The sequence below is a fragment of the Kosakonia radicincitans DSM 16656 genome (assembly GCF_000280495.2).
GTDB classification, from domain to species: domain Bacteria; phylum Pseudomonadota; class Gammaproteobacteria; order Enterobacterales; family Enterobacteriaceae; genus Kosakonia; species Kosakonia radicincitans.
Genome location: NZ_CP018016.1, coordinates 5,372,081 through 5,384,983, shown reverse-complemented (window position 1 = coordinate 5,384,983; position 12,903 = coordinate 5,372,081). Strand labels below are relative to the sequence as shown.

Sequence of the window (12,903 nt, the reverse complement as noted above, 5' to 3'; positions counted from 1 at the left end):
GGCGTCTCACTGAATTTATTGGAAAACGAGTATAAGGGCGCTTACCGGTTCTGATGGTACTGTATGTCGGGTTAGTTATACCCCTCCGTTTTCATGACATAACGCGGCCAGATATCAGGATCGTGGCCTGGGATAATCTCTGCATTGTGCATTTCTGTTAACGCCCTGAGTTTGGCGACCGAACGTGCCGCTTCACTGGCGGAAGTCATCAAACCGGGCAGGGCTTTCTCGTAAAAATGGTCGAGTGTGTAAGCGGCGTCTATCGCAAGAGTAAATGCCCTTCCGCTGGGAAGTGAGACGATGAAGGACTGATGCCCTGGCGTATGACCGGGTGTGAAAAAGGACTGTAAAACACCATCGCCGTACAGGTCAAAACCGTCCGTTGCCAGACCTTTCAGGAAGTGCCATTTCAACCCTTCACGATCAAAATCTTTCCGACAATACGCGCCGGCCGCAAACCAGTCCGGCGAAAAGGCATAGTCATACTCCTGACGTTGCACAATATGCGTAGCCGCAGGAAAGCGACCAATCGCCCCTGTATGATCAGAGTGGAGGTGGGAGAGTAAAACATAACGCACGGATTCCGGTGATATGCCCAGATTCGTCAGTTGACTGGCGCAACCCTGATCGGCATCCATGATGGGTTTATAGTGTTCAACGGCATTTCCCCAGTAGCCATGAGGATTGTTCAACCCTTCGACAGCCAGGCCACCGTCAATAACGGTATTGCCCTGCGGATGTGTCAGTAAAAACCAGGGGACGGGAATGACGTAGCTGTCACCCTTGCCCTGATTCATCCTGATGTCATGATATTGGCAACGCTGGTACCCCGACTGCAGCATATAAAGTTTTATTTCTGACATTGATCTCTACCTGTGGAATTCAATGAATTTATGCCTCTGTCACTTCATGAACAGCGACAGGAAATGTATTGTCCGCGACGTCACGAACATCAGGTAGAGATGGCCAGCCACTATCATTTATCGGTTTTACCAATATAATCTCTGCATGGATCTCCTTGCGGCAATGCGCATTTTTATTCGGGTGGTCGAGCGGGGAAATATGTCTGCCGCCGCCCGCGATCTCGGCATCGGACAACCGGCGGTCAGTGAACGGATAGAGCGTCTGGAAGCTCATCTTGGTACGCGCCTGTTGCGACGTCACACGCGTCGAATGTCCCTCACCAGTTCCGGCACTCTGTTTTATGAACGCAGTAAAAATGCTGTCGCTGCGGCAGAACATGCACTGGCAATCGTCAATCCCACAAATTCGCTTAACGGAACGCTGCGTATCGCCGCGCCCTATGGGGCCGGAGAAGCGTTGCTGATGCCAGCCCTGATAAAACTTCAGGCTGAACATCCCGATCTGCAAATAGAGCTGATACTTAATGATCTTGTGACGGATCCGGTTACGGAAGGCGTTGATATTTCATTGCGTCTGGGGGAGATGGGGGAAGGGTATTATATTGCCCGTCAGTTAGGCTGCGTGGGGCGTTTACTGGTCGCCTCTCCCGCTTATCTCCATCGCCATGGCACGCCGGGTTCGCCCGCTGAACTTGTCCGGCATGCCTTTGCACGCGTAGCGGGCTTGTTTATGAACAATCATGTTGCCCTGATAGCTCCTGACAAATCATTACTCAGTGTGCCCGTGAAGATAACATTCAGTGCCAGCCACTGGCGGCCATTGCATACTCTTCTTCTGGCAGGGAGTGCCATCGGCGTATTGCAATCTCCCGTTTGCAGGCAAGATATTGCGCAGGGGAATCTTGTGCCTGTTTTACCCGACTACGTCGTTCCGCCGTTCAATGCCTGTTTGCTTTATCCGCCAGCAAACGTCATTTCGGCTGAAACCCGAATATGTGCAGCTTTCCTTGAAAACGAACTTCGCGCCAGCCTCGCAGATTTAGCCGCTCATGAACAAAAATAAGCGCCTGTGGCTAAAAAGAAACCATTTCATATTCTACTGTCGCCCCGTGCAGGCATACATAAAATCACCATCACGGCTAATTGTTTAGCGGTGAGCTCCTGCGATTGTTTGTTTTGCGCTCTGCTGCATTAACCATGTTCTCACTTTCACTATGGCAGGTCGCATGAGCGCTTCAGGGGGATAAATGAGCCAATATGCCTGTCCGGTATTCAGTGTGTTCATGAAGGGTGAAACCACTTCACCTGATAAAATGTTTTCCTGAACGAACCCCCGTCGCATCAGCGCCATGCCTCTTCCGGCCAGCATGGCAAGCCAGGCCCCGCTGCCATCGGTGTAAAGCGGCCCCTTACGGGGATCCACATGGCTGACGCCCGCTTCAGCGAGCCAGCGGCCCCAGTCCTCACGGTGCATATCATGCAGAAGCGTTACACGACTGAGCGCTGAAAGCGCAGGTGGTTCGCCCAACAGCCTCGCCACAGTCGGTGTGCATACCACGATATAGTCGTCATCAATCAGTTTTTCACTGACGGCGTCCTCACAGCGGCCATCGCCATGTCGGACTGCCATATCAATACCCTCTGTAATGAAGGACTGAATGCGGGAAGTGGCACTGATACGCAGATCAATTTCCGGGCAGTCGCGCTCAAAATCAGGAAGCCGCGGAAGCAACCAGTGCGTGGCAAAGCCTGTCGTGCACGCCAGTGTTATGGTATTTCCCTGCATCTCTTGCACGAGAGATTTGGTGGCTTCGCGCATCAGGCTAAACGCCGAATTTATCGAAGAATAGTAGGACTCACCGGCGGCTGTGAGCACCAGTCCGCGTCCTTTGCGCAGAAAGAGCGCAAGTCCGAGTTGCCGTTCGAGTTCCCTGATGTGCAGGCTGATAGCCCCAGGCGTGACGTGCAATTCCTGGCCGGCACGGGTCATGCTGAGATGCCTGGCAACGGATTCAAACGCCCTCAGGGCGTTAAGGGAAGGGAGATGGTCACGCATCATTGAGTTTTCCTGAAAACCGACCTGAAATTAAATCGTTTTTCCTGCCGCGACGTCAACGTTATTAATATGCGCCACGGGAGTCGTGACTCAGGGTATGTACCTACATTTCCTGTTGCAGAAACCGGACATGCAGAGCTCAGAACCTGACGTCCTGCGCCACTACAAATATTAGTGGTCTTATAGTTTAACTCGCCTGTTGACCCAAAGTTAACTTGAGCTTTTATGATGCCAGCCACGAGCTAATAAGGAGTTATTCTGGGTATGAAAGATATTGATGTGGGATTCACACATGTTGCATTTATGGTCAGGGATTTGGACAAAAGTATTGCTTTCTATCGCCGCTATGCCGGTATGGAAGTTATACATATGCGCGAACCCGGCGTCCCGGATGCCCGCAAGGTTGCGTGGTTAAGCGATCATACGCGCCCATTTGCGCTGGTGCTGGTACAGGCGGATAACATCACTGATACACCGCTGGGTAATTTTGGTCACCTTGGCGTTGCCTGCGCAACTCGCGAAGAAATTGATCGTAAAACCGCTATGGCAATCGCTGACGGTGTATTAAGGAAAGCACCGGAATATCTGGGTGATCCGGTCGGCTATTATGTTTTTTTTGCAGACCCTGACGGGAATACCTTAGAACTTTCATTCGGGCAACGTGTCGGGCTTGAAGCAATACGGGCTTTCCGTTAGCTTGGCGTTTAATTACGGATATGCGTGCGAGGTACATTTTCAATGTATCGACATCATTGTTTAACGTTGCCGAATAAGTTCCAGCCAATAAATAACAGTCGATAAGGGAGAAAATATGGCACTGGCGTTGCCGCTACAAACTCAACAATTATTATTACGCAAGTTGAAACCAACCGATCTACCGCAGCTTGCACGCTACCGCGACAAGCCTGACGTCGCCCGTTTCCAGAGCTGGGAGCATTATACTTTGCAGGATGCTGAGAAATTATACGCACAGCAGCATTCGCTGGCGTTCAACAGCGATGAAACCTGGTATCAGCTTGCTGTTGAACGGCGGGAAGATGGGGTACTAATAGGGGACATCGGTATCCATTTTTTTGATGAGGGAAGACAGGCTGAACTGGGCATGACCTTTGATGTGGGGTATCAGAAGCAGGGATATGCCAGCGAGGCAATGCGTGCCCTCATCGCGGTGCTTTTTAATGCTTTTGCAAAGCACCGGCTTACTGCTGTTGTTGACACCCGTAATACACGTGCCGTGAATTTACTGGAAAAACTTGGTTTCCGCCGCGAAGCACATTATCGGCAGAATATTTTTTTTAAAGGAGAGTGGGGGGATGAGTATCTTTATGCGCTGCTGAATAGCGACTATTGCAGGGATTGTTCTTTTGAAAAGAAATAAAGTTCATTTTAAGTAACGTCCAGACTTCACCGGAAAACAATGAAAAATAATATAGCTGTGATTGCCTCATTAATTTCTATTCTCTGCGCCCAAAATGCATTCTCCAAAGACTTATGTACACTGATCGTTGCGGCCGAATCAGGAAAAGTCATTTTGCAGGAGGGTCAGGAATGCAATAAACAAGTGACCCCCGCTTCAACGTTTAAAATAGCGATAAGCCTGATGGGGTTTGATGCCGGAGTATTAAAAAACGAAAGTGAACCTGCCTGGGACTACAAAGCAGGATACCCGGACTGGGGCGGTGACAACTGGAAGAAAAAAATCGATCCAACCGCGTGGTTAAAATATTCTGTTTTCTGGTATTCACAACAGGTTGTGGGAAAGCTCGGGCAACAGACCTTTGAACGCTATGTGAGGGCTTTTGATTACGGCAATAAAGATGTTTCTGCCGTTGATGTCAGCGCACCGGGTCAAAAGGGCGTATGGGTGATGTCATCATTACAGGTATCGCCTGTTCAGCAAATCGCCTTTTTAAGGAAAGTGGTCAACCGTCAGTTGCCATTGAAGAGTATTGCGTACGAAATGACGGATAACATCACCCGGTATGATGTCAGCCCTGAGGGCTGGATTATTCACGGCAAGACGGGTACAGGTTCGCCGGGACAGGACAATAAATACGATCCAAATAATGCCTATGGCTGGTATGTCGGCTGGGCAACAAAAGGAACCCAAAAAATCGTTTTCGCTAAACTGATTCAGGATGAACAGGCGCTTTCGCCCAATGCTGGCATACGGGCTCGCGATCAACTTATTCACCAAATCTCTGCGGTCATGAAGCCGTAATTGGTAAGGCAGGAGGTAACAGCCACGCGTTCAGTAGCATCCAGGTTGCACGAATACACTGGATGATTCCCTTGGCGAGGTTGATCATGTTAGTAATGCCTCTGTCGGTTATTAGAATACCAGGGTGCTTCCGCTGTTCGCTTATAGCAACTCTGTACTGGCCCACTTCGTGCCGGGAATAGACATTTCTAATATAAGAAATTAATCAATGGGGCTGCCCCCTTTATTCGGGCACCTTTAATGAAAAAGGCCCCGTCAGGGGCCCGGTATTTTTTAAAGATATACGCGTTGCGCTGCTTCAGAAGCGATATTGCAGACCGGCTGTAACGGTATAGTTATTGTTAGAAATGCCGGCAGCATCTCCGCCAATAGATGCTGATTCGCCACTGTTGGTATCAATAATTTGCGTACCGCCTTTGCCTTCTTCAAAACGGCTATAGGCGAATTCAGCAAAAACTTTGGCCTGCGGTGTGACGTAATATCCGGCATCAATTGATGCACCGTAATAGCGTGAACTTGACGTTTTCTCACGGAAAGTCAAGTCGCGCATATAGTGCTCGTCGTTATCATGAGCACGGACCCAATCACTGAATTTAAACAGCGCGTTAAATTCAAAGTCATTAATACGATACTGGCCAGCAAGGCCAATGTATGGCATAGAGAAACGCTGGCTATAACCAATACCACGTTCACCGGCCGGGAAATTCCCGATATTTGTCCCGTTATCGTAATTGTAAGAACCACCGGTAGCGGTCCAGCTGAAACGCGTTTCCTGATAACCTGCCGTTACACCCGCTTTATAGTTCTCGCCCTGGAATATCCAGCCTTTGACATTGAGATCGTATTCATTGGCATAATTAACATGCGTAGCTGGATGGGATGAGTGGTCTGTCCATGCGGATTGCTTGTCGTTCAACCAGTCATAATCATCCATATGACCGGAGCCAGATGCCATAGATGTCCAGCCGCGGGCGTTCAGTGTCAGAAACGAGTATGCATCCCAGGAAATATCGCCTTTCAGAATGGCGACATTTTTGAGTTTCCAGTCGAGTTGGCTGATTTTACGCCCAGTGACTTCGTCGTAAACCATCTCATGGGATTTCCCGCTCAGCATCCCACCCGAGGCTGAAACCGTTAAACTCTCCGGGGAAAAATCCGGCGTAAATTGCGCCGGTCCTGCATAAACTGCTCCTGAAAACGCGGCCATCATCATCACTGCAACACTACTTTTTTTCATTTTTATATCCCTAAGGCAAATTTAATCAATAAGTTGCGAGTGAATATTAAAAGTCATACAAATAACAATCAACTGCCAGTTTTGGTAATTTTTTGCAACCTTATGTCATGAGCAAGGAACCGGCTGGATTCAATCTGCAAGCAGACGAAGTGCCGCACACCGACCGTTTTTTGCCGAAGGAGACGCTGCTGGCACTATTTCTTCTTGTTAAGCATCGACTTCAAATCGGCAAACGGATTATAGGTTGCTGCACCGACATCATTTTGTGCATCTTCCCCCGCCACAACGGTGGCGCCGTACTGATCCGCTTCCGTGTATTTTGAGTGTTCGTGGTCATGGCAATACAGACACAATAGCTCCCAGTTGCTGCCATCTTCCGGGTTATTGGTATGGTCATGATCGATATGGTGAACCGTCAATTCACGCAGGTTTGAATAAACAAACTCCCGCGAACAGCGTCCACACACCCACGGGTAGATTTTTAGTGCTTTCTCACGGTAGCCGCTTTCCAGCCGCGCGTAGTTTTTTGGGATCAAAGCCATTGCCGATGCCGCCTGTTACAAAGAGATAGTTTGATAATATCCCATAATAGAACAGAAAGAGATGGAGCATCATTGTTTTGCCGCACATGCGCTGACGGGAAAAAGAACATGGGCCGACTCAGGCTCGAAGCCTCTGTTCAGGATGTCCCCGGGATAGTATTCGCTGCCCTATACTGGCTCTTTCCGGTAAATTCCCTTAATTACCGCCATGTTATCGCGTTAAACACGATGACCTGTTTACATCCGCGTGCTGTTCATCAGGATAAAAGGTCTACGCCAAAAGCCTGATTTCTTTTCTTATTGATGCTGTTACTTTTAAAACTGTTATTTGCTTGATGAACCGGTTGGTTATACAGCGTAAATCGGCGTGTTCCGCTTATTTCCTCTTAATAAACCGATTTGCTGTGCAAATAAAAAATCACTAACACCCTTGATGTCTAAAACGTTCGTATTACAACCCTAATGACAGAAACGCATTATGTTGCGGGAGTGTCATTGCCATGAGGAGATAAAGATATGTCATCTGTTTATTATCGTGGGGATAAACGGGAGCTTGCCGAAATCCAGAAAACGGGATTCCAGCCACAAATAGTGTCGTGCAGAGGGCGAACGCCAGGCCAGGCGATTGCCTATATTCAAAAGATTATTAAAGACAATAATTATAAGAGTCTTGCGGATATTGGCGGTTATATTATCAGTAATGCAAAAGGCGATTCCGTCTCCGCCTCATGTATTCTCGATGGCGCCTCCTATGGTACTTATAAATATAAAATCACCGTTCCGGCTAATGCGCTGTATTTTGAATTTAAAACCGATGGCAGTGTGGGCGCGCAGCTGGAAAATCAGGGGAGTATGTCCGGGCGCAAACCGTACTATATTTTAACGGATGTTAACCCGGATTTAAGTCAATACGTTATTGTAGGAACAAGAACCGTCACGCAGGAAGCCACATTTTTTACGGATATACCCAGCGACTGGATCTCGTTAATAACAGAATAGATTTTCATCCGATTTATAATTGATACGTACAATGTTTTTTCAGGATTAAAAACCTGAACGTTATCTTCTATTGTTGCATTGCCGCTGGCTGCCTCGACAGCGGCATGCTTTGTTTTTCGGGGGAAGGCCGAATTCCGGCGCTTTTATGGATGTGTCGGCGCAACCTGGATTGCGGGTGGCGTCGGCGGAACCAATATGATCCCCGGCCATGGCTGACCGGGGCAGGGGGATTAATGTGCGCGACCCTGTTCGATACCAATACCGGTCTGCGAGCGAATAAACTGCGCGCGGAACTGCTCGCGTTCCAGCTTGCCCGCTTCGGTGTTATCGGTAGCGGAGAAGATCCAGATGCCGATAAACGCGACAGCAATCGAGAACAGCGCCGGATACTCATACGGGAAGACCGCGGTGGCGTGGCCGAGGATCTGTACCCAAATGGTCGGGCCGAGGATCATCAAAATCACCGCCGTCAGCAGGCCAAGCCATCCGCCGATCATCGCACCGCGCGTGGTCAGTTTCGACCAGTACATCGAGAGCAGAATAATCGGGAAGTTGCAGCTTGCGGCAATGGAGAAGGCCAGACCGACCATAAAGGCGATGTTCTGCTTCTCAAACAGAATGCCCAACAAAATGGCGACCACGCCGAGCACCAGCACGGTGATTTTGGATACCTTCAGTTCCTGGCGCTCGGTCGCGCCTTTACGGAACACGTTGGCGTAGAGATCGTGCGAGACCGCCGACGCGCCCGCCAGCGTCAGCCCGGCGACCACTGCCAGAATGGTGGCGAACGCCACGGCGGAAATAAAGCCGAGGAACAGGTTGCCGCCAACCGCATCGGCAAGGTGAACCGCTGCCATATTGTTACCGCCAATCAGCGTGCCCGCCGCATCTTTAAACGCCGGATTCGCGCCGACCAGCATGATCGCGCCAAAGCCGATGATAAAGGTCAGAATGTAGAAGTAACCCATAAAACCGGTGGCGTAGAACACGCTTTTACGGGCTTCCCGCGCATCGCTGACGGTGAAGAAACGCATCAGGATATGCGGCAAACCGGCGGTGCCGAACATCAGGCCCAGGCCTAACGACAGGGCGGAGATCGGATCTTTCACCAGCCCGCCAGGGCTCATGATTGCCGCGCCTTTCGGATGCACCGCCATCGCTTCGGTGAACAGGTTATTGAAGCTGAAACCGACGTGTTTCATCACCATAAAGGCCATAAAACTTGCGCCAAACAGCAGCAATACCGCTTTGATAATTTGTACCCAGGTGGTGGCGAGCATGCCGCCGAACAGCACATACAGCACCATCAGCACGCCAACCAGTACCACGGCGACGTGATAGTTCAGGCCGAACAGCAGCTCGATAAGCTTCCCGGCACCCACCATCTGCGCAATCAGATACAGCGCGACCACCACCAGCGAACCGCAGGCGGAAAGGGTGCGAATCGGCCCCTGTTTCAGGCGGTACGAGGCCACGTCGGCGAAGGTATAGCGCCCAAGGTTGCGCAGCCGTTCGGCGATCAAAAACAGGATAATCGGCCAGCCGACAAGGAAGCCCAGCGAGTAAATCAGCCCGTCATAGCCGGAGGTGTACACCAGCGCGGAAATCCCGAGGAAGGAGGCCGCCGACATAAAGTCACCGGCAATCGCCAGCCCGTTCTGAAAACCGGTAATATTGCCGCCCGCGGTGTAGTAATCGTTACGCGAACGCACGCGTTTCGACGCCCAGTAAGTGATGTACAGGGTGAGCGCCACGAAAATCACAAACATGATAATCGCCTGCCAGTTGGTTGGCTGGCGTTGTACCTCGCCGGTAATGGCATCGGCGGCGTGCGCCGTGAAAGGAAGTGTGGCGGCCAGCGCCGTCAGGACTCGTTTCATGATGCTTTTACCTCGCTTAGCACGGCTTTGGTCAGACGATCAAACTCACCGTTTGCCCGCCAGACGTAGACGCCGGTCAGCACAAACGAAATCACAATCACGCCAATCCCAATCGGGATGCCGCGCGTCACGCTGGTGCCTTCGTGCAGCGGCGTACCGAGCCAGTGCGGCGCAAAAGCGATAAGCAGAATAAAGCCGACGTAGATAATCAGCATGATGATGGAAAGGGAAAAGGCAAACCGTTGCCGTCTTTCAACTAACTCCCTGAAATGCGCACTGTTTTCTATCTGTTGATAAATGTTATTCATCACAGAATTCTCCAGAGGTCTCCCCGTAGTCTTTCGCGCCGCAGGTTCGTTGGCCGCACATGCCCACCCCAGTCACACAGTTATCTATGCGCCTGGGGATGTGTGCGTTTGCCGCCTTCCTGCAACACGAAATCCATTGGGAACTGTAGGGTGAGGTGATTGTTTCCTCTCCTTATAAGGAGAGCGTTATGGTTTTGTTTGTCAGCCGGATAGTGGCTGACGCCTTATCCGGCAGGGTGTTACGATTCTTAAGACGGCATGGTAATGGCCTGTTTCTCTTCGAGCAGTTTTTCCACGACGCCAGGATCGGCGAGCGTCGAGGTATCGCCGAAGTTACTGGTATCGCCCGCCGCGATTTTGCGCAGGATGCGGCGCATGATTTTGCCGGAGCGTGTTTTCGGCAGCGAATCTGTCCAGTGCAGTACATCCGGCGTTGCCAGCGGGCCAATCTCTTTACGCACCCAGTTACGCACTTCGGTGTAGAGTTCCGGCGATGGTTCTTCACCGTGGTTCAGCGTGACATAGGCATAAATCGCCTGGCCTTTGATGTTGTGCGGAATACCCACTACGGCGGCTTCGGCGATTTTCGGATGCGAAACCAGCGCCGATTCAATCTCAGCGGTACCCAGGCGGTGCCCGGAAACGTTCAGCACATCGTCCACGCGGCCGGTGATCCAGTAATAGCCCTCTTCGTCACGACGCGCGCCGTCGCCGCTGAAGTAGCAGTTTTTGAAGGTGGAGAAGTAGGTCTGTTCAAAACGCTCGTGATCGCCAAACAGCGTACGCGCCTGGCCTGGCCAGGAATCGGTGATCACCAGGTTACCTTCGGTCGCGCCCGCAAGCACATTCCCTTCGTTATCCACCAGCGCCGGTTGCACGCCAAAGAACGGATGGGTTGCCGAACCGGCTTTCAGGCGCGTTGCGCCGGGCAGCGGGGTGATCATAAAACCGCCGGTTTCCGTCTGCCACCAGGTGTCCATAACCGGGCATTTACCGTTGCCGATCTTCGACCAGTACCACTCCCACGCTTCCGGGTTAATGGGCTCGCCTACTGAACCGAGAATACGCAGCGAAGAGCGGTCAGTGCCCTCGATGGCTTTGTCGCCTTCTGCCATCAGTGCGCGGATCGCCGTCGGTGCGGTGTAGAGAATATTGACCTGGTGTTTATCCACCACCTGGCTCATGCGCGCCGGGGTTGGCCAGTTCGGCACGCCTTCAAACATCAGCGTGATGGCACCGCAGGCCAGCGGCCCGTAGAGCAAATAGCTGTGGCCGGTCACCCAGCCGACATCGGCTGTACACCAGTAAACATCGCCCGGATGATAATCAAAGACATATTTAAAGGTCGTCGCGGCATAAACCAGATAACCGCCGGTGGTGTGCAGCACGCCTTTCGGTTTGCCGGTTGAACCGGAGGTATAGAGGATAAAGAGCGGATCTTCCGCGCCAACTTCCACCGGCTGATGCTGGTCGCTGGCTTTTTCGGTCAGCTCGTTCCACCACAGATCGCGGCCGGCGTTCCAGTCGATTTTGCCGCCGGTACGTTTCAGAACCACGACATGCTCAACGCTGTTAACGTTCGGGTTTTTCAGCGCGTCATCAACATTTTTCTTCAGCGGAATATTACGACCGGCGCGAACACCTTCGTCGGCGGTGATCACCAGCCGGGAACTGGAATCAATAATGCGTCCGGCTACCGCTTCCGGCGAGAAGCCGCCGAAAATCACCGAATGCACCGCGCCGATACGGGCGCAGGCGAGCATCGCGACTGCCGCTTCCGGCACCATCGGCATGTAAATCGCGACAACATCACCTTTCTTAATCCCGAGATCGACCAGCACATTGGCAAACTGGCATACGCTGCGGTGCAGCTCGCGATAGGTGATTTTTTTACTCTGGCTGGCGTCATCGCCTTCCCAGATAATGGCCGTCTGGTCGCCGCGTTCGGCAAGGTGGCGGTCAAGGCAGTTGGCGGCCAGGTTTAATGTGCCGTCTTCATACCATTTAATCGAAATATTGCCGGGTGCGAAGGAGGTGTTTTTCACCGTTTTATACGGCGTGATCCAGTCGAGGATCTTTCCCTGCTCGCCCCAGAATGTGTCAGGGTCGGTGATGGATTGCTGATATTTGGCTTCATACTGCTCCGGATTGATCAGGCAACGTTCCGCAATATTGGCGGGAATATCGTGTTTATGTATTTGGCTCATGGCAATTGCTCTCCTTGTAAGATGTTAATAATATGTCACAAGAACGTTAATTGTAGGGCCTTTACAAGCTTTGTTTACTATTTGAGCGATAGATCACGCATTGATGAGATTCAGTAAAAAAGCAGCAAAATAAATGCGCTGGTGTAATGCAGAAATGAAAAATAGCGGCAGGAAGAAGAAAAATGACTCATAACAGCAGGTTATGGAATGTGACGGTTCGATTACACTTAATAGCGTTGCAGAATAATGCGCTATGGCAACCTGCTGAAAATACATTGCGGAACCAATAGCGTCGTAATTATTTTTAGCAGGTACTATTCACTGAGTTAATGACAAATAGCAGACGAAATTTCCGGTATGAAGCGACCCCTGCGACATTTCTAATGATTAAAAAATACGCAAATGAACAAATTTTGCGGAATAATTTCCTGACGGAAATATTGGAATTCAGCAGATTGAAATTTTTTGTATAACAAATACTTATTATTAATAACTGAAATAAAAGACGGCTTTTAGCTAAAAAATCAGTCAAACCCCCTCCCGGTATAGGGTTGCGCGTTACACCCTGCAAATGATACTGATAATGCGCG

Annotated in this window: 12 protein-coding genes; 5 read left to right on the top strand and 7 right to left on the bottom strand. The window is 50.8% G+C overall.

The window, feature by feature from the left end; translation table 11 throughout:
• Positions 1-71: 71 nt before the first annotated feature.
• Positions 72-863, bottom strand: a complete 792-nt coding sequence (gene attM, locus Y71_RS25895) for an AttM family quorum-quenching N-acyl homoserine lactonase (RefSeq protein WP_035942760.1) — start codon at positions 861-863, stop codon at positions 72-74.
• Between the two features lie 163 nt (positions 864-1,026).
• Here attM and Y71_RS25890 point away from each other — a divergent pair, with 163 nt between their 5' ends.
• Positions 1,027-1,926: a LysR family transcriptional regulator gene (locus Y71_RS25890; protein WP_035886901.1), complete on the top strand. Its 900-nt coding sequence runs from the start codon at positions 1,027-1,029 to the stop codon at positions 1,924-1,926.
• 84 nt (positions 1,927-2,010) lie between these two features.
• Here Y71_RS25890 and Y71_RS25885 read toward each other — a convergent pair whose 3' ends face one another.
• Positions 2,011-2,922: a LysR substrate-binding domain-containing protein gene (locus tag Y71_RS25885; protein WP_007372485.1), complete on the bottom strand. Its 912-nt coding sequence runs from the start codon at positions 2,920-2,922 to the stop codon at positions 2,011-2,013.
• Between the two features lie 261 nt (positions 2,923-3,183).
• On the opposite strand from Y71_RS25885, the gene Y71_RS25880 reads away from it, so the two are divergent.
• From Y71_RS25880 to blaOXA, 3 genes are all read left to right on the top strand, one after another.
• Complete coding sequence (locus tag Y71_RS25880) at positions 3,184-3,615, top strand: VOC family protein (RefSeq protein ID WP_007372486.1); 432 nt, start codon at positions 3,184-3,186, stop codon at positions 3,613-3,615.
• 121 nt (positions 3,616-3,736) lie between these two features.
• On the top strand, positions 3,737-4,297 hold the full coding sequence (locus tag Y71_RS25875) for a GNAT family N-acetyltransferase (protein ID WP_035887096.1): 561 nt from the start codon (positions 3,737-3,739) through the stop codon (positions 4,295-4,297).
• 39 nt (positions 4,298-4,336) lie between these two features.
• Positions 4,337-5,140 carry a class D beta-lactamase gene (gene blaOXA, locus Y71_RS25870; RefSeq protein ID WP_007372488.1) on the top strand — a complete coding sequence of 268 codons (804 nt, stop codon included), beginning with the start codon at positions 4,337-4,339 and terminating at the stop codon, positions 5,138-5,140.
• 298 nt (positions 5,141-5,438) lie between these two features.
• On the opposite strand, the gene Y71_RS25865 is transcribed toward blaOXA, so the two are convergent.
• Together Y71_RS25865 and yajD are read right to left on the bottom strand one after the other, a co-directional pair.
• Positions 5,439-6,377 (bottom strand): omptin family outer membrane protease, encoded by a 939-nt coding sequence (locus Y71_RS25865; protein WP_007372489.1) that lies wholly within the window; start codon positions 6,375-6,377, stop codon positions 5,439-5,441.
• Between the two features lie 194 nt (positions 6,378-6,571).
• A complete protein-coding gene (gene yajD / locus Y71_RS25860; RefSeq protein WP_007372490.1) occupies positions 6,572-6,919 on the bottom strand; it encodes an HNH nuclease YajD in 348 nt (115 codons plus the stop codon).
• A gap of 516 nt (positions 6,920-7,435) precedes the next feature.
• Here yajD and Y71_RS25855 point away from each other — a divergent pair.
• Positions 7,436-7,918 carry a hypothetical protein gene (locus tag Y71_RS25855; RefSeq protein ID WP_007372491.1) on the top strand — a complete coding sequence of 161 codons (483 nt, stop codon included), beginning with the start codon at positions 7,436-7,438 and terminating at the stop codon, positions 7,916-7,918.
• Positions 7,919-8,148: 230 nt separating this feature from the next.
• On the opposite strand, the gene actP is transcribed toward Y71_RS25855, so the two are convergent.
• The 3 genes from actP to acs form a co-directional block, all read right to left on the bottom strand.
• Positions 8,149-9,798: a cation/acetate symporter ActP gene (gene actP / locus Y71_RS25850; RefSeq protein WP_007372492.1), complete on the bottom strand. Its 1,650-nt coding sequence runs from the start codon at positions 9,796-9,798 to the stop codon at positions 8,149-8,151.
• Positions 9,795-10,109, bottom strand: coding sequence for a DUF485 domain-containing protein (locus Y71_RS25845; RefSeq protein ID WP_172825161.1), 315 nt, complete (start codon positions 10,107-10,109; stop codon positions 9,795-9,797). The genes actP and Y71_RS25845 overlap by 4 nt, the downstream gene beginning before the upstream one ends.
• 245 nt (positions 10,110-10,354) lie before the next feature.
• Entirely contained in the window at positions 10,355-12,313 is a 1,959-nt protein-coding gene (acs, locus tag Y71_RS25840; RefSeq protein WP_007372494.1) for an acetate--CoA ligase, read from the bottom strand.
• Positions 12,314-12,903: the final 590 nt, after the last annotated feature.

What these genes read in the sequence shown, in the direction of transcription:
- Y71_RS25855 (WP_007372491.1), top strand. Translation starts at nt 7,436, where the DNA reads ATGTCATCTGTTTATTATCGTGGGGATAAACGGGAGCTTGCCGAAATC.
- actP (WP_007372492.1), bottom strand. Translation starts at nt 9,798, where the DNA reads ATGAAACGAGTCCTGACGGCGCTGGCCGCCACACTTCCTTTCACGGCG.
- Y71_RS25890 (WP_035886901.1), top strand. Translation starts at nt 1,027, where the DNA reads ATGCGCATTTTTATTCGGGTGGTCGAGCGGGGAAATATGTCTGCCGCC.
- Y71_RS25885 (WP_007372485.1), bottom strand. Translation starts at nt 2,922, where the DNA reads ATGATGCGTGACCATCTCCCTTCCCTTAACGCCCTGAGGGCGTTTGAA.
- Y71_RS25865 (WP_007372489.1), bottom strand. Translation starts at nt 6,377, where the DNA reads ATGAAAAAAAGTAGTGTTGCAGTGATGATGATGGCCGCGTTTTCAGGA.
- acs (WP_007372494.1), bottom strand. Translation starts at nt 12,313, where the DNA reads ATGAGCCAAATACATAAACACGATATTCCCGCCAATATTGCGGAACGT.
- attM (WP_035942760.1), bottom strand. Translation starts at nt 863, where the DNA reads ATGTCAGAAATAAAACTTTATATGCTGCAGTCGGGGTACCAGCGTTGC.
- blaOXA (WP_007372488.1), top strand. Translation starts at nt 4,337, where the DNA reads ATGAAAAATAATATAGCTGTGATTGCCTCATTAATTTCTATTCTCTGC.
- Y71_RS25880 (WP_007372486.1), top strand. Translation starts at nt 3,184, where the DNA reads ATGAAAGATATTGATGTGGGATTCACACATGTTGCATTTATGGTCAGG.
- yajD (WP_007372490.1), bottom strand. Translation starts at nt 6,919, where the DNA reads ATGGCTTTGATCCCAAAAAACTACGCGCGGCTGGAAAGCGGCTACCGT.